This is a genomic window from Enterobacter sp. PL1 (genome assembly GCF_945957325.1).
Lineage (GTDB): Bacteria > Pseudomonadota > Gammaproteobacteria > Enterobacterales > Enterobacteriaceae > Enterobacter > Enterobacter roggenkampii.
On record NZ_CAMFKT010000005.1, the window covers coordinates 20,970 to 39,286 of the forward strand.

The window sequence follows — 18,317 nt, forward strand, 5'->3', positions numbered from 1 at the left end:
GGATACATTGCTTTATTTTTTGCGATTAATTCCTGAAGAACGCTGTTTGCAATGTCTTGATAAACTCGCCTTAATTCTAAGATGTCTCTAGCAAGCAGTTCCCTCGCATTAGCAAATGGTTAGCCAGTTGAAGGATTAATTTTCTTCGTGAAACAATACCGACACCATCTTTTGATATAGTATGGCTTTCTTAAGGTACTAAAATTGACGGGCCAGTTTTAGGATCATAACCTTCTACAAAATCTTTCATAGTAGCTTTTTGCCCCGCTTGATGAGCATCAAGTCCTGTGTTACCTCGCAAAACTATATCTCTCAAATCAGTGTAGACGTAGGTCAGCGGCACGTCTCCATGCAGTTCCTTCAGCAGGCTGAACCCTTCCCGGACAAACCAGGTGGTCACCAGCTTACCGGCGGGCTGTCCGCCCAGCACCTGGCGACTCGTTGGCGGGTAAAACATCCCGGCGATGCAGAAGCCCGAGGAGGTCGTACTCGCTGCGGGTGGTCAGCAACTACGGGGGCTATCCTGAGGTTGGGGTTATTCATCACGAGTATAATGACCGATTATGGAGGTTAAGAGTAAGCAAAGTGCAAAAAAGCAAGCAAGGTGCGTTCAGAAGGAAAAAGAAAATTGTTAAAAATGACTATGTGATGAACTACTTGTATTATTCTATTTTTTCATTCAAAGATAAACTCCCTCTTCTAATGAGTTTTCAGTAGTCGTTGTTTTTGCAAAGGAAATTAGAATATTTGAATCTTGCTTTTTATATTTAACTTCGTAACTACCAGGTTCGAAAGTAATAAACTCACCTGAAATGGCATCTGAGTCGTCAGGCTCAAGATCTCCGCCAGTGACATCTTCTCCCGCCCCAATGAAAACCTTTCCAGAAGGTACGTTTAAAAATAGCGACCCGGTACTTTCATCAACATCTCTTTTAATATGGACTTTATAGGTTCCATCATCTCCAAGATTGAGAAATAACACATTACCTTTATTTATTTCTTCGACTTCATCTTCTGGAAGGCTCCACCAATCTACATCATCGTTAAGTCTATGTTTTAGTGACATTAAATCATAAATCACAATTGTTGCTGTATTTGTTTGGACATGTATTATTGCATGCATAATTTTCAATACTTAATCTTTTATGAAATAATTAAAAACACTATTATGTCAAGTTATAATCTGTAGTATCAATCCCAACTCACATTTCAGCGTTATATTTTTTGAGGATTCCAGTCAGAGTAATCAGCTACACGGATTTCATTAAGAACGAGATCCAGTGGAACATGTGCAATGCTATCTGCGATTTCATCATAAGGCGCTGGCAACTCAAATGAAAAACCAAAGTCGTCATTTATAATAATGAAACCATTAAAAATGCGTTGTTTATTAGTCAAGTCGATTATTTGCCTCATCGTTTGACCTGTTTGTAATATGTTATTATACCTCCCCTTGTAGCTTACATTACAACCAATCGAAATGATCGTTCCATCTTCAATGGTAGCGATTGTGATAGTGTCATCTACAATATATGCAAGCCTTTTCTCATCATCAGGCAAAAAATAATCAAAGTAATTTACCTTAAAATCGGTATATAACTCATTCGTATATTTACTTATATTTTCACCCAAAAACAAGTTACCTAGCGCTCTCCCTGATAAAATATCAGCATAAAAATCAATCATTTACACCCATCCATTCGGAACAAGAATTAAATTATAGTAAATTCCATCTTCTTCACAATTCAGCGCAATGGTTAAAGATTAACATGATGCATCTACCATTGCACACTCAAAAAAGTGGTATGTCGGAAATATATTTTTACCCTTTAGAGATTACAATGCTCCTATGATCGGTCTCATTTTTTATCCATAACATTTCATCTTGAGGTAACGATCCATCACTGCAGAAATCTACAAGTTCACCTTGCCAATCATCAGGAACATATTTGTGATAATGCATACTTTCGACATATTGGGAATATAGTCTTTTATTATCAAAGTCTATAAACAAATCTGGCATTTGATCATATATATCCCACCAGGTGGTTTTTTGCGAAAACCTATTATAAAACTCCTCAGCTATATCATCCTTATTATATAAATAAGCATCTTTAATTAAACCATCAATGAATATCTTTGCGTTTTCTTCATTTACAACTGGTATGTTATATCTTTCCTTATGGATATCCTGTAGGTTTATTTCCATCCCACTTCTCACAAAATCTTCTACCCATTTTGCTCTGTCTAAAACCCACATTTCTTTAAAGGCCACGAACCAATAAAATCTTCCTTCGTTCTTTATTATCACAAGGAGTTCTTCATCTTTATTAATATTCATATTATAACCTATTTTACACTCCCCGAGACTGGAATCGCTACTTCTTCAAGCCATTCAGCCCATATTGATGGTAATTCATACGATCTAACTGGCGTTGTCGGCTCCACACGCTTAGGAGTTAATCTCCCTTGATGTAACGGATTAGTACGATAACCAACCAGAGGTATTACACTTCCTTCTTTTAAATCCGCCATCCGCTTAGGGACTTTAAAGGAGAAGATATTTGCCTCGCTCATGTAGATATTTTTAAAAGTTACAATATGACCCTTTTACCACATGAATTATCCGTAATACTTGGCGGAAATAACAAATTATTTTTTCCAATAAAGTATCCTCTGGTTAAGAAAATAATCCGCATGATTAATAGAGGCATCCGCCAAGGTACGGTATGAGAGATACCAAGTTTTCAACTTACAACGAGCAAACCGTAAATCTATTGTCCTGCCATAGTTTTGCCTTTAAGAATCGAGTGCTCTACAGCGGTTTGAAAATCCAAACCTAATGCCCCCGACAGTGATCTAACATTAATGCCTTAAATCGAATATATTAAATTAAAACGCATTCGAGCTTCATTTTTTCAAGGCTGATGTCATATTCATTGCCAACCACCTTAAATATCTCGTCTTCATTCACAAAAAAACCTCTGTACACTATAGAGGAAATTATTTGTCTAAACATATCTGAAGAAACATGTCTTCTTAAACTTTTTAGATCTGTCAAATTATTTCTAACAATATAATACGAATAATTCATTAGAATGAAATTTGATATTAGTAAATTCTTCGTGGATTGATACTTGTCAAAACACTGTTCCAAGGCTCTATAAATTGTTTTTTTAGATTTCTCATAAGTATTAATAAAACTATCAGGATCGCAAAGGTAGCAGTTTTTATCATTAAAAGACAGGTGATTTCTATCGTTGTTCGCAACAAACAAAAAATTCAACACTGATGATTGATAATGTTTTATAGACTTAATATCTTCAAAGTTTTTCTTTTTTTTAAATTGTACATAAAATTGCTCAAGCAAAGACAATATTGAGACATTACCATGCTGAGAAGTATTTATACAAATCCCATCTTTAGTAATGCATAGCAAATTATAAGAGTCATCATCCATGCCCATTTCAAAACACAAAAATCTTAAAAAAAAGCTTTTTGCTTTTATAGCGTAATCTTCTTCGTTATCTTTTAAAGAAAATAGTTGATAGATATAAAACAAGATAAAGATATCTTTATCTATACGCTGTCGGTTATCTATTTGAAAAAGATAACCTAATCGAGAAAGGAAAACTTCAAATGCATACTTACCATCTTCACTTAGGCCTAACTTGTTTAACGCACGCTGAAACATAACTTTAGGAAAGCAAGTTTGCCAACGACTCAACTCTACATGCTTCCCATTTACTTTTTTAAAACAAACGGGGAAAAGGTCCGGTTCATCCTGAAAATAGATATATTTTCCAAAACTTTCAATCTCTGCTCTCGCATTAGTGAAGTGTTCAATTTTATGTATAAACATTTCAAAAATCATTACGTAATCCTCTTACCACATTTCTTCCAATTACCTTTAGCATCTTTCTTTTCAATCTGGAATGAAGTGATTTTATCATTAAAACGAGGAAGGATATTTTTAACCAGGGTTAAATCCTGGTCGGCTATCATGATTAACCCATATGGCTTTATCACCTCGATTATTTGGGACCAATCCACCTTTACCACCGCGCTCAGAAGCTGATGCAATCGCTTCATCTTTACTCGTATAGCGTATAACTTCCTCTTGTTTTAATCCCAGAAGGTCTATTCGCGTAAGACTATTTGCACCATACAGGTAAAGATTTTTCTCCCCCGCCAGCCCTATCGGGTCCTTCTGCGCAAACCGTCCGCAGTCCGGGTCGTAATACCGGAACAGATTGTCGTGCAACCATCTCACAATGCAGGTGTTGACCCTGCATCCGCAGGTTCTGGGAATATCCTGATCCCTGCGTCTCGCTTTCCCGCAACAGCTTGCCCCAGGCGCTGTTCACCCCTTCCCAGCGCACCTGCCCTTCGATATCCGTCATCCGCTCTGGCGTGCCGTTGGACTGGCAGTGGAACCAGAAGATCTCCGGCGCTTCCACGCCGTCAATTCGCGCCAGCGGGTCGTAGCTGTCCTGGTCGCTGTAGACATAGGTCAGAGGCACATCTCCGTGCAGCTCCTGCAGCAGACGGAACCCTTCCCAGACAAACCGGCTTGCCGGTTAGCTGTCCGCCTTGCATTTGGCGTCGTATTTTGCTGATGCGTGGTCCGAGCGGGTCGTAGCGGAAGCTGACCTGCATCTGCGACCTGTTGCGATCCCGCGGCTGGCTGATAACCTCCGTCAGGCGGTGTTCGCCGTCGTACCGGTAGTGCCAGCGGATCTGGCCGTTATCCTTCTCTACGGTACGGCCGTGGATGTCATAGCGCGAGCGAATACCGTTCAGTTGCGTGACCCGGTTATGGGCAATCTTCTCTCCAGCGCCCTCTAACGGATTACCAGCCGCATCCCAGCGCCACTGCTCCTGACCGGGCAGCGTGCCGTCCTTAACGAGCAGGCGACCGGCGCTGTCGTACTGCCAGCGATACCAGTTAAACGGGTTATCGTCCCGTACTTCCCGCACCAGGTTATTACGATAATCGTACTCCAAGCGGCGAGACCAGCGGCGCGGCGACGGGCGCTGGGCATTGCCGGTAAAGTTGTCCCATCGATAAAGATAACATCGTTAAAGATGGCGACGTAATGAACTTATTGTTTAACGTTTGATTTGTTTTGAATGAAAAAAAACCAAGCTTTGGGATAGTTTTTTTCAATATGGGGGACTCATTACGCCCCCCAATACTACTTATAATTGAAGTGGTTTATAACTTATAATTTTATCCGCAATTTCTTCTGCGCTAAGTTCTTCATAATAAATATAATTAGCTGCCTGAGGATCTGCGACACTTCTACAAAGGAGGTCGATGTCATTATCAGCTTCTTCTTCTGTCCCTTCGCTGTGTTGGATTTTCCTTATTAGCTCGATAAGCACTTGTCTTTGCATATTATACCTCAAAAATGATAAGCACGATCTTAAATGTCAAGGTGATATCTTGTTGTAACGATTACTTGATTATCAATCCCGCCTCCATGTTGGATAGGGGTTCTCTGGTGTATGACATAAGATCTATTTTTCCCGCTCCACTGTGTATCATGCGCTACTGGAGCTTTTCCGCCCCGCATTCCAGAAACGACAGAGCGTGGGCTTTTGTCAAGGCATTTCGAATTGGTTGCTTAATTAAGCGAACTGCTCATCATTATTAAAATCATGTTCTATATATGTCATTTTCCCTATAATAATTTACTTCATCGATAAACCATTTATTCCCATGACCTCCACTATTTTTATTCTTCACAATATAGTTCAAAGAACTGACTAACATCCATCCTTTCAAAGAAAAAGTTTCTACTGCTAAGGGCATTTCCAGATCCTCTTCATCAAGATATATTTCGTCATTCTCCAAACTTTGGATATAATCCCAAGGAATATAAAAGAAGTGAGTACCTTCAGGCCGTGCTTCCCATGTGTTTATATTAGTATAAATCCATTCACCAGGCTCTAACTGAGAAAGACTTGCTATTAATTCATCTATAGATGTATATGTATTCATTATACCCTCACAATTATCTGCATCGAGAACCACCCTCCCCAAGTTTTTCTTCCACCATATACTTTCGGGTGATAATCCAGATGCTTAGAGTTATGATCTGGCCCATTAACCAATTGTAACAACCCACCAACTCGCTCATGATGATGCCAAGTTGTTTCCCAACTAGAACCTGTTGGAGCTGTTCTTAGGAACGCGCCACGCTTACCTGTCGAAACCTTTTCAAATATTCCCGGGAATTTTTCCTCAAGGGAAGCTCTATATGATGGGTCATTATTCATTTTATAATATAATTGTCTGTTCGCTTCCTGGAAGTGTTTTCCGTCACTCATTCTAAACATGTTTTTAGGTAAATTTTTTTAATATTGACTTTATAGGCGCCATCATCCCCAAGATTGAGAAATAATACATTCCCTTTATTTACCTCTTCTACTTCATCTTCTGGAAGACTCCACCAATCTACGTCTTCATTAATTCTATGCTTTAATGACATCAAATCATAAATAACTAAAGTGGTAGTATCTGTTTGTATGCTTATGATTTTTCTCATTGCGTTAGCAAAGGCCAGAAATACCTTCCCGGACTAGCCTATTAGTTAACAAAGCTTTCTATAGATTTTATAATGCTTTTACAGAATTGAATCGACTCTTCACCGACTGGTATATTCTCAGTCGGCGATTCAATTGGCACTCCATGCTGATCATATGTTTTATTTCTGACAGGATTTTTAAAATAATGCTGTGGTAAAATATCCACTTCGCTCGTTTCGATAGTTTTAAACGTTACTAAATAACCGTTTTTCCAACATGAATTATCAGTAATAATTGGTGGCAATAGCAAATTATCTTTTGCCAATACAGCATCTTCTTGAAGCGAAGATGTAAAATAGTCATATATATATATAACTATAGCATTCTTGAATGGGCCAACATCTATTTTACCCAGGGCGACCATACCATAGCCTAATCGAACATCATTTAACTGAAAGTAAAAAACATCGCCTTCTTTTGGCCACTTTTTTTGCTTTTCATTTCCTGACACTACTGTAAGTCTGTCGGCCATTTTACATTAACCCCATTGTTTTTAAGCCAGTTCCCACCCCACAAAACAGCATCCGAGTATAACTTTCTTGTAGGACTTATGCCTATTGATAGAATATTCAAAATGGGAATTATTGTGAATAACTGCTTATTCTATGCTCCGTGCATGACCGCGATTTAGCGGTTCTTCAGTGATTCTAAATCCTAAATACACATGGGTATTATTCCCACCTTTTGCCTTTCTTTTAATCCAGTCAGCAAATGACATGTTTCTCACTGACCGTTTAGGGCTTCCATTTTTGCAAGCGGTTAAACCTATAGGATTCCCCCAGCGCATTCGGCGCATACTGGTTAAGATTTATCCCCCCGCCAGCCCTATCGGGTCCTGATGCGTAAACCGTCCGCAGTCCAGGTCGTAATACCTGAACAGATTGTCGTGCAACTCTCTCACAATGCAGGTGTTGCCCCTGCATCCGCTCGTTCTGGGAATATCCTGATCCCTGCATCTCGCTCTCCCGGAGCAGCTTGCCCCAGGCGGTGTTCGCCATCGTACTGGTAGTGCCGGATCTGGCCGTTATCCTTCTCCACGGTACGGCCGTGGATGTCATAGCGCCAGCGAATACCGTTCAGTTGCGTGACCCGGTTATGGGCAATCTTCTCTCCAGCGACCTCTAACGGGTTACCAGCCGCATCCCAGCGCAGCTGCCCTTCGATATCCGTCATCCCCTCCGGCGTGCCGTTGGGCTGGCAGTGGAACCAGAAGATCTCCGGGACATCAACGCCGTCAATACGCGCCAGCGGGTCGTAGCTGTCATGGTCGCTTTAGACGTAAATCACCGGCACGTCTCCATGCAGCTCATGCAGCAGGCGGAACCCTTCCCAGAAAAACCGGGTAGTGAGGGGCTTGCCGATTTGCTGTCCGCCCAGCCTCTGCTGGCGCGTTTTGCTAATGCAGCGTCCGAGCGGGTCGTAGCGGATACTGACCTGCGTCTGCGGCCTGTTGCGATTCCGCGGCTGGCTGATCACTTCCTTCAGGCGGTTGTACGTGACCTTCTCTGCAGATCCTTCAAGCAGGCAACCGTCCCGCTCTTACCGTGCCAGGTTATTGCGGTAGTCGTATTACAGGTAACTTTAATACCCACGGGAGGGTTAACTTCGCTGATCATAAACATTGTACATTGTAGAGAGAGATGCCTCGACGATACGGTAAATCAGGAAAGCCGTAATCGCTGTGACCATACTGAATATCCCCCCTCTGTCGTAGTTGGATTGCTTCAACTCGCGGTCATCTCGCAGCGTAAATGACTAACAATTGCAGTGGGGATAATACTTTACTAAAAGTTGATAACTCACACGTAAAAAAATTAATAATAAAAATTCAAATGGCGTGCATAAAACATATATGCATTTATTAGCTCTACATCTTTATTCTCGTCAATCCCAACGCTCGTCCAGATAAGGTGTGATACCTTCAATTGTAAGAAAGTTTGATTGACAATGGAAATTTAATTTTTCATCTGTTATAGATATTTTACTATAATTTTCTGTTGAAATAATTACAGGAGAGCAAACAAAACCCACCTTCATTCCTTTAACATCAAGTTCAACTACATCCCCAAATGTCAACACAATACAAAGGGTATTGAATTCACTCTCTTCCCATTTTTTTGGGTAGCAAGATGGGATTTTTCTTGTAAAAAATCGACATGAAATATCAGAAAACCTTTCGAAGGTAAAACCATCGAACTCGACTAATTCCATGCTTAACTCCCCATCAAACATGAAGTTAATTTTTTCTTTCCCTATTGCGTTGTCAAACCACATTTATTAACTCTCGAAATTATAATGACCATGACTACCCGGAACGCTACCTGTATTCAAATTTTGTGACGGCCTAACAGTGAAATGAGGTTCAGCACCATGACCTGAGGTTGCTTTATCATGCCCTAAACTATGTTCCTGGATAAAAACAGGCTTGTTATTTGAGTCCCTAAATTCATATTGTCGAGTTTTTATCGGTAAACCTTTTGTATTTAGTATTTTGTTGCCTTCCCCATCTAACAGATCTGGTCTGGAATGGGCATTCTTCTCTCCAACGCCCTCTAACGGGTTACCGGCCATATCCCAGCGCCATTGCTCCTGGCCCGGCAGCGTGCCGTCCTGAACCAGAAGGCGCCCGGCGCTGTCGTACTGCCAGCGCAAGACCAGCGGCGCGGCGACGGGCGCTGGGCGTTGACGATGAAGACATCCAGGCGATGCAGGCGGCCGAGACGGTCGTACTCGCTGCGGGTGGTCAGCAGTCATAGGGGCGACAGTTCTCACGGTGGAGTTCGTCGCTGTTATACTGACAGTCTGTCGAAAACATGGTGAACAAGGAACGAAGGAAGCAGGAAAATGCGTGCCAGAGAAGAAGATTACATAGTGAATGGGACGTAATGCTTCACTTCTTATTTAACGTTTGGTTTGTTTTGAATGGAATAAATTACTGTTCTTACGACTTCTTACGCAGATAGAACTCAAGATATTTTTTAGGTCTATCCTGAAAAGCACGCTCTCTGCCGTAGTTATAAGCATCGTTAAAATATTTATACGCTTCATCGAATTGATTCAACTCGTAACAGACCATACCCAAGTCGATTAACGGTGCAGTGTCTTTATCCGATCCATGTGTCCGTAAAGCCGTCTCTCCCCATTTCTTTGCCTCAACGTAATCCGCAAGATCAAAATATGCGCTATACATGCATGCAGAGATCCAGTTGGCAAATTCTGATTCGGACTTTGGTTCAGGAAGGGCTTGCCATGCTTTTTGGTATTGCTCTAAAGCCTCGGCTTATTTTTTATCATGAAATTCGTTTCCTTTTCTACAAGAGATGTAAATATTTTTTCATGTGTTTATTCATTTACAATAGAAAATAAACCTCCTCACCTATGAAAAGGGGCATAAAGAATGAATGCTTTTAGAAGCAAGGAGGTATCTAAAACAGTGAATCTTTATTATTAAAAACTTATAAACTAACCAAAAAAGAATTTCTTAAACCCTTCCGCCTCAACATCTTTTAGTTTGGTTTTAAGCATCACATCGATATCTTTCAGAAAGTCCTCTCTGAAATTAAAATCATCATCTGTAGCATCACCATCATATTTACTTTGTTCTATCTCAATGGCAGAACAAAAAGCATCCAAAAAGTCGGCTAACGAATTGGAAATAATGAAATTTCTTTTTTGAATACTACCATAAACAGGAGATGTGATATTTTGGGTATCACAAAAAAGAATATCTCCATTTCGTTCAGCAAAGATTATATATTCATCGCGCCAGGTCGTGTCATTTTGAACTCGCCAGCCTGATAACATTTTATTAAGCTCTTGGGGCTCAACAATCTGTATAATGAATGCACCATCAAATGTTGGGTGGTCATTTAAAATCAAATGGCTATAAAAAAATCGAATTTCACCATTTAAATTTACAGGAAAAGAAGTTTCATTTTCATCGTCTGCATAGTCTATCTCTCCCATATTTAAATCATTCATTTTGAATTTGTTGACAAAGTCTTGGATAGTATTTTTTATACGCATTATTCCTCTTTAAGAGTTAACATTATTGGCTACTCTTAAAATTACTATATCCATAGTTGAAAAATGTACTCATAATCCAAAGAACTTCTTCGCGCCATTAAAAAAGAAAAACAAAGAATCAATAATGTCACGACACCCTTCAATATTAAGGTAGTTTATTGCCCTTTCTTTTACGATTTGAGTCTATTTCGTAGAAATAATCTTCACAGAAAACGTCTAAAGCATTTTCCAGTGGAACAAGTTTCAACCCCCGGAATCCTTTACTTTCTATAACTTCCTTGACCTCTTGTTTAACAATAATAAAACCACCTAACAATGTGTCGTTCAACGAAAGTATATCATATTCAAGCGCATCATCATTGAATTCAATTTTAAAAGGTATGATATCTCCGAACTTATCCTCTTCGAGAATAGATTTATCCTCATCTATAACATCGCCGCCTGGAAAATATACATATTTAAAATCATCCCGAAGAACTTGACCATTCCCAATCGAAACTGGTGTTATATCTCGGCCAAAAAAAACATTGTGCTTATAATTTTCAAAAATTGAAAATAAAGACTTATCCATCAAGTGTCCAAAGTCTTTTTTATAATAGTCAAATTTCAAAGCCCCAACATTTTTATTGCACAACAAATAAATACGGTCTGGGCATGCATCGTCTGTTATTCGATAAGGGAAGGAAAATGCAGAGCCTTCTATTTCCCAGTTTTCATTGATCTGTAACCTTTCATCAACCATGCCCTGTAAATTTCTTGGCATGAGTGATGATTCAAAGTCATTCATGATCACATAATAGGACATTAATTCATTCTCCTGCATTTTGTTGTGGGAACATGACCCATCCAAATTTTATTCTTCATATCAATCTGGATCCGCCTTATAGCTATCCTCGCCCCTTTAGCATCCAATCTTCCAGAATTATATCGTTACTCAACACGAGCAATGCGCCGACGGAGAATGTCACTATAGTTATGATGATTACTGCTATGGAAGATATCCATACCTTTCCCTGCATCTTGTTTCATCGCTGATGCGCTACCTGGAAAATTAATACCATTAAACGCAGAGTTCATGTCTTTTCCGATGCCAATATCATTGAAGAATGATTGCTCCTCTTTCCACACCTCAACGGGTATAACATGGTGAGCAGAATTCGCTCCGGCGTGCCGTTCGGCTGGAAGTGGAACCAGAAAATCTCCGGGGCATCAACGCCGTCAATACGCGCCAGCGGGTCGTAGCTGTCCTGATCGCTGTAAACGTAGGTCAGCGGCACATCCCCGTGCACTTCCTGCAGCAGCCGGAACCCTTCCCAGACAAACCGGGTGGTAACCGGCTTACCGGTTGGCTGTCCGCCCAGCATCTGGCGGCGCGTTTTGCTGATGCGGCGACCGAGCGGATCGTAGCGGAAACTGGCCTGCGTCTGCGGTTTGTTGCGATCCCGCGGCTGGCTGATGACTTCCGTCAGGCGGTGTTCGCCATCGTACCGGTAGTGCCGGATCTGGCCGTTATCCTTCTCTACGGTACGGCCGTGGATGTCATAGCGCCAGCGAATACCGTTCAGTTGCGTGACCCGGTTATGGGCAATCTTCTCTCCAGCGCCCTCTAACGGGTTACCAGCCGCATCCCAGCGCCACTGCTCTTGACCGGGCAGCATGCCGTACTTAACGAGCAGGCGCCCGGCTCTGTCGTACTGCCAGCGGTACCAGTTAAACGGGTTACCGTTCCGTACTTCCCGCACCAGGTTATTACGGTAGTCGTAATCCCAGCGGCGGGACCAGCGGCGCGGCGACGGGCATTGGGCATTGCCGGTAAAGATGTCCCGTCGATAAAGATTACATCGTTAAAGATGGCGACGTGATGAACTTCCTGTTCAACGTCTGAGTCGTCTTGAATGAAAAAAACCACGCCCTGGGGTGTTTTTTTTATTGCGGGGTCAAAACACATTGTCTAAGAGTTCTGTCTTCATACTGGGTTCAAAGGGAATGATCTCAACAGTCGCAAGCTTTAATCTCTGAAAAGGATCCTCGCGTAAGAGCTCTTCAAGAGAAGCAAGACTCTCGCATTTAGCGAGAATGACACTACCGTTTCTTGGGATCCCTCTACCGGATGTCAGGAAAATCCCCTCTGCGTACCCCTTTTTAAGCCACTCCACATGAGCAAGTATCGCTTCGTCGATTTCTTCGAGTGGTTTTATATAGGGCTAAAATAACTTCGTAAACTGTGCTCATCCTTTGCCTCTCAGTTTGTCTTATCGCAAGTAATAATTAAATCTTCCGTTGGTTTTACAGAGACGAATCCACTTATAGCATATGATTACATTATAATTCTTAGCGGAGCTTTAAGTCTTAAAAAGGGATCACTACGAGATATTACTATATGCCTCAACATAATAATGCCATAACATACAATAAAACTGACAAGATATTACTTCTTAAATTTTTTTATTTAACTTAATCACTAAAAATAAAGTTATCTTCTGCCAGATTATTTTTTTTTCTGTATTCTTTTTCCCACTCAAAGTATCCGTCAGGTTCATCTGGAGAAACTCCCTTTGTCCAATATTGATCACCATAAGCAATTAACATTGCCCAATGATACTCACTTTCATGACTGCGCAAAGCGACAGACATGTAATCATTTTCCTTAATACGAACAAGTGGAGAGGCTAATACTATACGTTCAGCCTCACTCTCTGTTTTATTCGCATATTTAACAATAATCGCTTTAATCAACTCAACCCAACTATAGTAATTAAAAATAACACTTTCATTAGAATTACTGAATTGGATACCATCGATAATATTCATTGACCTTTACACCTTTTTTTTACTTTATAACGATCAAACACGGCTGCTGCTTTATTTGAGAAAATAGCAAGCTGTGAACCTATGGGCTTAGCCTTTCCTCCTTTTTTTACAGTACCTGGGTTTGCTAACATTGGTCCACTTACAGCATCATAACTATGTGCAAGTGTGTTGGCTCTACCCTGAGTTACAAATTTAGCCCATTCATTATCAGCAGACTCAAATACTTTTATATTTAGTTTATCGAGTTCTGAATTCGGTATATCAAATTGCGTTATAGTTGGATGTCCTCTCAGCTCTGCCCATTTAATAGCCTGTGATTTATCAGTAGTTACGTAAAAACCACCTTGATTAGAAGGATTAAAATCTAATCCATGCCTCCCCATAGAAGGATTAATCTCGCCCCGAATATCACCAGCATGATAGAAAGTCGTTGATGATAAGCCAAGAGGATCAATATATTTCAGCGCATTCGGCGCATACTGGTAAAGGTTTATCCCCCCCGCCAGCCCTATCGGGTCCTGCTGCGTAAACCGTCCGCAGTCCGGGTCGTAATACCGGAACAGATTGTAGTGCAGCCCTGTCTCACGGTCCAGGTATTGCCCCTGCATGCGCAGGTTCTGAGAATATCCTGATATCTGCGTCTCGCTTTCCCGCAGCAGCTTGCCCCAGGCGCCGTTCACCCCTTCCCAGCGCACCTGCCCTTCGATATCCGTCATCCGCTCCGGCGTGCCGTTCGGCTGGCAGTGGAACCAGAAAATCTCCGGAGCATCAACGCCGTCAATACGCGCCAGCGGGTCGTAGCTGTCCTGGTCGCTGTAGACGTAGGTCAGCGGTACGTCTCCGTGCAGTTCCTGCAGCAGGCGGAACCCTTCCCAGACAAACCGGGTGGTCACCGGTTTGCCGGTTGGCTGACCGCCCAGCATCTGCTGGCGCGTTTTGCTGATGCGGCGTCCGAGCGGGTCGTAGCGGAAGCTGACCTGCATCTGCGGCCTGTTGCGATCCCGCGGCTGGCTGATAACCTCCGTCAGGCGGTGTTCGCCGTCGTACCGGTAGTGCCAGCGCGTCTGGCCGTTATCCTTCTCCACGGTGCGGCCGTGGATGTCATAACGCCAGCGAATGCCGTTCAGCTGCGTCAGGCGGTTGTGCGTGACCTTCTCAGCAGAACCTTCCAGCGGGTTACCGGCTGCATCCCAGCGCCACTGCTCCTGGCCAGGCAGCGTGCCGTCCTGAACGAGCAGGCGCCCGGCGCTGTCGTACTGCCAGCGGTACCAGCTGAACGGGTTATCGTCCCGCTCTTCTCGCACCAGGTTATTGCGGTAGTCGTAATCCCAGCGGCGGGACCAGCGGCGCGGCGACGGGCGCTGCGCATTGCCGGTAAAGACGTCCCGGCGGTGCAGGCGCCCAAGACGATCGTACTCGCTGCGGGTGGTCAGCAGCCCCTGGGTGCGGCTGGTCTCCCGGTGGAGTTCGTCGCGGGTAAAGTCGGAGACCGACAGCTTATCGAGCGCAATGCTGAGCAGATGCCCGCTGCCGTAGTAGAACTGCTTCAGCTCGCGGCCATCGGGCAGCGTGACGGAGGTGCGGTTTCCCAGCGCGTCATACTCCCACGCCAGCTCACCGTGCTCGCCAGCTTCGCGCGTCACGCGACCAAGCGCGTCATACTCAAAGGCAAGTTCCTGCTCTGCCTCGGTGGTCCACGCGTCGGCTGAAAGCGCAGGATGCAGACCAATCCGGCTTAATAGCCCGGACGGCGTGTAATGGTAGCGGGTCTGCCCTTCCGGCGTGGTGCGGGCGATCAGCTGGCCGCTCGCGCTCCAGGCGAAGGCGTGGGTGATAGCCTCCGGATGACCGGCGGCAAAGGTGCGCGCAATCGTGCGCCCGCAGGCATCATAGCGATACTGCGAGGCCACGCCATCAAGCCCCACCTCTTCCAGCAGCAGCGAGTCTGGCCCCCAGCGGAACTGATACGCTTCGCCGTTCTCGTTTTCCAGGGCAATCAGACGCCCGCGGCTGTCCCAGCGGCGGCGCACCTCTTCACCCTGCGTATTTCGGGTGGCGGTTAAGCGCCCCGCCTCGTCGTATCTGAACTCACTTTCTTTCCCGTCGGCGCCCGCATGCTTCACCGGCAGGCCACGTTCGTTCCATTTGAGCGATTCCGTCCAGCCTTCCGGGCGGTCGAGCTGTACCGGACGCCCTGCGGCGTCGTAGCGGTAGCGCGTCTCTTCACCGTCGGCGGCTGTCTCAGCCACCAGCCAGCCCAGCGGATGATAGCGATAGCGGGTAATACGCCCGGAACAGTCCGTCGAACGGACAATCTGCCCGGCCTCGTTGTACTCCTGGTAGCGGCTGTTGCCAGCGGCATCGACCTCTTCCACGACCTGGCCGAACGCGTCCCGGCGCAGCTGCGTCGTCTGCCCCATCGGGTTCACCACGCGCTTGAGCCCGTGATGTTCGTCGTACCAGAACCGGGTGGCGCTGCCGTCGGCTTCGATAATGGCCGCGGGAAGCGCGCGGTGCTCCAGCCAGGTGGTGGTGCGGGTATTGCCGTCGGCATCGGTCTCCTGCACCCGGTTGCCCATCTCGTCGTAGACGAAGGTGACGGCGTTGCCGAGCGGATCGATGCGACGCGTGAGAAGCTCGTTATCATCCCACTCGTAGCGCCAGTTTTCACCGCGCTCGTCTACGTAGCGGACAATCAGATTCTGCGCGTTCCAGTAGTGGCGGCGCGTCTGACCGTCGTAGTGTTCGACGGTCGTCAGCCCGGCGGCTAAATCATAGCTAAAGCGGCAGCCGTCGCCGGTGCTGGTGCGGTTTTCCACCACGCGCCAGTGGTCGAATTTTTGCCAGCGGTATTCGCTCTCCAGCCCACCCGGCATCCGGTGCCAGACCATCAGGCCGTGGTCGTTGTAACGGTATTCACGCGTCACCACGCCGGAGGCATCCGTCGCGCTCGCCAGCTGGCCGCGCGCATCGTAGCCCCACTGCATCAGCGGCCAGGTTTGGTTGCCGTCGAAATGGCTGGCTGCGGTAACGCGCAGCGGGAAGCGCTCATCTTCATAGCGCAGGGTGACGTCGATGGCCCGCGGCTCATCATGGATACCAATCAGCCTGCCGTGCTCGTCCCACGCCGTCAGCAGCGCGTTGCCGTATTCATCGCTAAGGGAGGCCAGACGCAGGATAGAAGGATTCATGCGGGTCGGTTTGTACAGACGCCACACCGCACCGTCATCGTCGGCAATCGCCACGTCGCCGTTCTCATTGCGGCGGATAATGATGCCTTCGCTGATGCTGTAAAACGCGCGGTCGACAGGCGGCAGTTCAAAGCTCAGCTCGCGCCCGGTTTCGTCGAACCAGGTCGCATGGTTATCTTCCAGCGTCAGATAGCTGTCAAAAGTCGTTGCCCAGCCCAGGCCGAACAGCCCTTCGCGGGTAGTCAGGCTGTTGTAGCTACGCTGCCAGCGAAGCGGAAAGCGCCCCGGCAGCGAGAAGTCGAGCTCATCGTCGTCGTTCAGCACCTTCACGCCAGTGGCGGCGTGGACCGGGTGCGAGGAGCCAAACACGGCGTTGACCGCCATATCCGCCAGCATCCCGCCGCCGGCCGCGGCCAGCGCGCAGGGCATGTTTTTCAGGATCTTGCCCGGACGCCCGCGCAGCAGGGAGAGCGCAATCATCCCCAGCGCCAGACCCGGTGTTTTACCGCTTTTGATATCGCGGATCGTGAGCGTGTCCCCGCCGATGATCACGTTCGGGGAGACGTCGTCGGAAACGGTGCCTTCGCAGGTGGTGCGATCTTTCGCACGCACCGCGGGCTGGCCATTGATGAAGACGCTTTTGGAGCCTTCCGCAAGATACTGCGGCCCGGAGTGCTTTTCACACGCCACCTTGTCTTCTTCCAGCGGCGAGGTTCCCGCGGCGGCAGAGGCGACACTCGGCTGCCACATTTCGCTGCCAAACTGTCCGGCGGCGGAAAGCAGCATGCCCGCGTAATCGGCAAAGCTGCCCGGCGACTGCGGCTCAGGGGACGGGGTATCGGCGGGCGTGAGCGTGCCCGCCGCGCGCGCGGCAGGGATTGCGTTGGTCAGTACGTTGTTCGAACCGGTGGTGATTTTACCCGCAGGCGACGGCGGGAAAAGCGCATTGCCTAACCCTTCCGCGGCGTTGCTGATATCGTCGGTGATCCCCGCCACGTTCGCCAGCACGCCACCGATAATCCCGCTTAACAGACAGCTGGACCCAATCGCCGCCACGCCCGCTGCGGCGGCTCCGGCACCGAGGAGTGGCGCGGCGGCCGTAGCCGCCAGCCCCACTGCCGAACCGATCACCGCATAGGCGGCACCTTCCGCCACAATGCTGGTGATATCAGCAAAAATGCTGGAGTGAATAATCTCGTCGCCCTTACGGGCCGCGTTGTTATCGCTCATGCCTTACACATTCCGGTTGTCGTTTAGCGTCAGACTCTGCTTAAGCGCGCTCCAGCGCACCTCGTCCTCTTCGGTAAAGGCTCTTAATGCCGAGAGGGTAAAAATCATCAATATCGGTTTGCCCGGCGTCTGCACGGCCAGCTGTTTTTGCCACAGGCGCTGTCCGTTACGGTCAAACGTGGTCTCAACTTCCAGCCCGTTAATTTTTCCGTCAGGCCCGGCGTTTACGTTCCGGAATTCGCTCTGGGCGATCTCACCCATCTGAGGACGCAACACATCCCACTGGCGGTGAAACTCTTGTTCGTAGTCGCTGCCATCGGGAATCACGCCGCGGCTGACCACCACGGACAGCCCGCTTTCGTCATCGCGAATAATGTTCATGCTGTTATCCTGCCAGGCAGCAGGAAAAAGGGAAAATGAACCTTCCTGGAGGGTGTATTTCATAAGTTAACTCGGGATGATTAA

18 protein-coding genes and 6 pseudogenes are annotated in these 18,317 nt (G+C 46.1%); all 24 read right to left on the reverse strand.

Features of this window, described 5'->3' with window-relative positions:
- Nucleotides 1-190: 190 nt before the first annotated feature.
- Nucleotides 191-400, reverse strand: coding sequence for a hypothetical protein (locus tag N6P30_RS06190; protein WP_205245791.1), 210 nt, complete (start codon nucleotides 398-400; stop codon nucleotides 191-193).
- 279 nt (nucleotides 401-679) lie between these two features.
- Entirely contained in the window at nucleotides 680-1,123 is a 444-nt protein-coding gene (locus N6P30_RS06195) for a DUF6386 family protein (protein ID WP_032663325.1), read from the reverse strand.
- Between the two features lie 92 nt (nucleotides 1,124-1,215).
- Complete coding sequence (locus tag N6P30_RS06200; protein WP_023292196.1) at nucleotides 1,216-1,686, reverse strand: hypothetical protein; 471 nt, start codon at nucleotides 1,684-1,686, stop codon at nucleotides 1,216-1,218.
- A gap of 136 nt (nucleotides 1,687-1,822) precedes the next feature.
- Nucleotides 1,823-2,341 (reverse strand): hypothetical protein, encoded by a 519-nt coding sequence (locus N6P30_RS06205; RefSeq protein ID WP_023292195.1) that lies wholly within the window; start codon nucleotides 2,339-2,341, stop codon nucleotides 1,823-1,825.
- Nucleotides 2,342-2,887: 546 nt separating this feature from the next.
- The gene (locus N6P30_RS06210; RefSeq protein WP_023292194.1) at nucleotides 2,888-3,874 is read right to left on the reverse strand and encodes a hypothetical protein; all 987 of its coding nucleotides are present in this window, start codon (nucleotides 3,872-3,874) and stop codon (nucleotides 2,888-2,890) included.
- Nucleotides 3,874-5,073: pseudogene (locus N6P30_RS06215) on the reverse strand (RHS repeat domain-containing protein); the annotation flags it as partial. The pseudogene N6P30_RS06215 and the gene N6P30_RS06210, both read right to left, overlap by 1 nt.
- 129 nt (nucleotides 5,074-5,202) lie before the next feature.
- Nucleotides 5,203-5,400 carry a hypothetical protein gene (locus tag N6P30_RS06220; RefSeq protein ID WP_023292191.1) on the reverse strand — a complete coding sequence of 66 codons (198 nt, stop codon included), beginning with the start codon at nucleotides 5,398-5,400 and terminating at the stop codon, nucleotides 5,203-5,205.
- Nucleotides 5,401-5,429: 29 nt separating this feature from the next.
- Entirely contained in the window at nucleotides 5,430-5,579 is a 150-nt protein-coding gene (locus N6P30_RS24625) for a hypothetical protein (protein ID WP_353511637.1), read from the reverse strand.
- An 83-nt stretch (nucleotides 5,580-5,662) separates the two neighbouring features.
- The gene (locus tag N6P30_RS06225) at nucleotides 5,663-6,007 is read right to left on the reverse strand and encodes a hypothetical protein (protein ID WP_023292190.1); all 345 of its coding nucleotides are present in this window, start codon (nucleotides 6,005-6,007) and stop codon (nucleotides 5,663-5,665) included.
- A 325-nt stretch (nucleotides 6,008-6,332) separates the two neighbouring features.
- Nucleotides 6,333-6,554 carry a DUF6386 family protein gene (locus N6P30_RS06230; RefSeq protein WP_373276174.1) on the reverse strand — a complete coding sequence of 74 codons (222 nt, stop codon included), beginning with the start codon at nucleotides 6,552-6,554 and terminating at the stop codon, nucleotides 6,333-6,335.
- Nucleotides 6,555-6,595: 41 nt separating this feature from the next.
- Nucleotides 6,596-7,066 carry an Imm26 family immunity protein gene (locus N6P30_RS06235; protein WP_023292189.1) on the reverse strand — a complete coding sequence of 157 codons (471 nt, stop codon included), beginning with the start codon at nucleotides 7,064-7,066 and terminating at the stop codon, nucleotides 6,596-6,598.
- A gap of 304 nt (nucleotides 7,067-7,370) precedes the next feature.
- Nucleotides 7,371-7,593, reverse strand: a pseudogene (locus tag N6P30_RS24630) (RHS repeat-associated core domain-containing protein); the annotation flags it as partial.
- 144 nt (nucleotides 7,594-7,737) lie between these two features.
- Nucleotides 7,738-8,085, reverse strand: a pseudogene (locus N6P30_RS24635) (RHS repeat protein); the annotation flags it as partial.
- 393 nt (nucleotides 8,086-8,478) lie between these two features.
- Nucleotides 8,479-8,868, reverse strand: a complete 390-nt coding sequence (locus N6P30_RS06245; protein ID WP_023292188.1) for an Imm50 family immunity protein — start codon at nucleotides 8,866-8,868, stop codon at nucleotides 8,479-8,481.
- A gap of 3 nt (nucleotides 8,869-8,871) precedes the next feature.
- A pseudogene (locus N6P30_RS06250) lies at nucleotides 8,872-9,388 on the reverse strand (HNH/endonuclease VII fold putative polymorphic toxin); the annotation flags it as partial.
- 147 nt (nucleotides 9,389-9,535) lie between these two features.
- Nucleotides 9,536-9,784, reverse strand: a complete 249-nt coding sequence (locus tag N6P30_RS06255; RefSeq protein ID WP_023292187.1) for a tetratricopeptide repeat protein — start codon at nucleotides 9,782-9,784, stop codon at nucleotides 9,536-9,538.
- Between the two features lie 272 nt (nucleotides 9,785-10,056).
- Nucleotides 10,057-10,620: a hypothetical protein gene (locus N6P30_RS06260; RefSeq protein WP_023292186.1), complete on the reverse strand. Its 564-nt coding sequence runs from the start codon at nucleotides 10,618-10,620 to the stop codon at nucleotides 10,057-10,059.
- 145 nt (nucleotides 10,621-10,765) lie between these two features.
- Complete coding sequence (locus N6P30_RS06265) at nucleotides 10,766-11,425, reverse strand: Imm43 family immunity protein (RefSeq protein WP_023292185.1); 660 nt, start codon at nucleotides 11,423-11,425, stop codon at nucleotides 10,766-10,768.
- 125 nt (nucleotides 11,426-11,550) lie between these two features.
- On the reverse strand, nucleotides 11,551-11,748 hold the full coding sequence (locus tag N6P30_RS06270) for a hypothetical protein (protein ID WP_071788853.1): 198 nt from the start codon (nucleotides 11,746-11,748) through the stop codon (nucleotides 11,551-11,553).
- Between the two features lie 26 nt (nucleotides 11,749-11,774).
- A pseudogene (locus N6P30_RS06275) lies at nucleotides 11,775-12,455 on the reverse strand (type IV secretion protein Rhs); the annotation flags it as partial.
- 102 nt (nucleotides 12,456-12,557) lie between these two features.
- Nucleotides 12,558-12,852: pseudogene (locus N6P30_RS06280) on the reverse strand (YciI family protein).
- A 222-nt stretch (nucleotides 12,853-13,074) separates the two neighbouring features.
- Nucleotides 13,075-13,431 carry a hypothetical protein gene (locus tag N6P30_RS06285; protein WP_023292183.1) on the reverse strand — a complete coding sequence of 119 codons (357 nt, stop codon included), beginning with the start codon at nucleotides 13,429-13,431 and terminating at the stop codon, nucleotides 13,075-13,077.
- Entirely contained in the window at nucleotides 13,428-17,852 is a 4,425-nt protein-coding gene (locus N6P30_RS06290) for an RHS repeat-associated core domain-containing protein (protein WP_023292182.1), read from the reverse strand. The genes N6P30_RS06285 and N6P30_RS06290 overlap by 4 nt, the downstream gene beginning before the upstream one ends.
- 3 nt (nucleotides 17,853-17,855) lie before the next feature.
- Nucleotides 17,856-18,296 carry a DcrB-related protein gene (locus N6P30_RS06295; protein WP_023292181.1) on the reverse strand — a complete coding sequence of 147 codons (441 nt, stop codon included), beginning with the start codon at nucleotides 18,294-18,296 and terminating at the stop codon, nucleotides 17,856-17,858.
- Between the last annotated feature and the right edge of the window lie 21 nt (nucleotides 18,297-18,317).

Coding starts and splice junctions, on each gene's coding strand:
- N6P30_RS06195 (WP_032663325.1), bottom strand. CDS start 1,123: ATGCATGCAATAATACATGTCCAAACAAATACAGCAACAATTGTGATT.
- N6P30_RS06245 (WP_023292188.1), bottom strand. CDS start 8,868: ATGTGGTTTGACAACGCAATAGGGAAAGAAAAAATTAACTTCATGTTT.
- N6P30_RS06235 (WP_023292189.1), bottom strand. CDS start 7,066: ATGGCCGACAGACTTACAGTAGTGTCAGGAAATGAAAAGCAAAAAAAG.
- N6P30_RS06265 (WP_023292185.1), bottom strand. CDS start 11,425: ATGTCCTATTATGTGATCATGAATGACTTTGAATCATCACTCATGCCA.
- N6P30_RS06220 (WP_023292191.1), bottom strand. CDS start 5,400: ATGCAAAGACAAGTGCTTATCGAGCTAATAAGGAAAATCCAACACAGC.
- N6P30_RS06210 (WP_023292194.1), bottom strand. CDS start 3,874: ATGATTTTTGAAATGTTTATACATAAAATTGAACACTTCACTAATGCG.
- N6P30_RS06290 (WP_023292182.1), bottom strand. CDS start 17,852: ATGAGCGATAACAACGCGGCCCGTAAGGGCGACGAGATTATTCACTCC.
- N6P30_RS06225 (WP_023292190.1), bottom strand. CDS start 6,007: ATGAATACATATACATCTATAGATGAATTAATAGCAAGTCTTTCTCAG.
- N6P30_RS06205 (WP_023292195.1), bottom strand. CDS start 2,341: ATGAATATTAATAAAGATGAAGAACTCCTTGTGATAATAAAGAACGAA.
- N6P30_RS06255 (WP_023292187.1), bottom strand. CDS start 9,784: ATGTATAGCGCATATTTTGATCTTGCGGATTACGTTGAGGCAAAGAAA.
- N6P30_RS06260 (WP_023292186.1), bottom strand. CDS start 10,620: ATGCGTATAAAAAATACTATCCAAGACTTTGTCAACAAATTCAAAATG.
- N6P30_RS24625 (WP_353511637.1), bottom strand. CDS start 5,579: ATGCGGGGCGGAAAAGCTCCAGTAGCGCATGATACACAGTGGAGCGGG.
- N6P30_RS06285 (WP_023292183.1), bottom strand. CDS start 13,431: ATGAATATTATCGATGGTATCCAATTCAGTAATTCTAATGAAAGTGTT.
- N6P30_RS06230 (WP_373276174.1), bottom strand. CDS start 6,554: ATGAGAAAAATCATAAGCATACAAACAGATACTACCACTTTAGTTATT.
- N6P30_RS06200 (WP_023292196.1), bottom strand. CDS start 1,686: ATGATTGATTTTTATGCTGATATTTTATCAGGGAGAGCGCTAGGTAAC.
- N6P30_RS06295 (WP_023292181.1), bottom strand. CDS start 18,296: ATGAAATACACCCTCCAGGAAGGTTCATTTTCCCTTTTTCCTGCTGCC.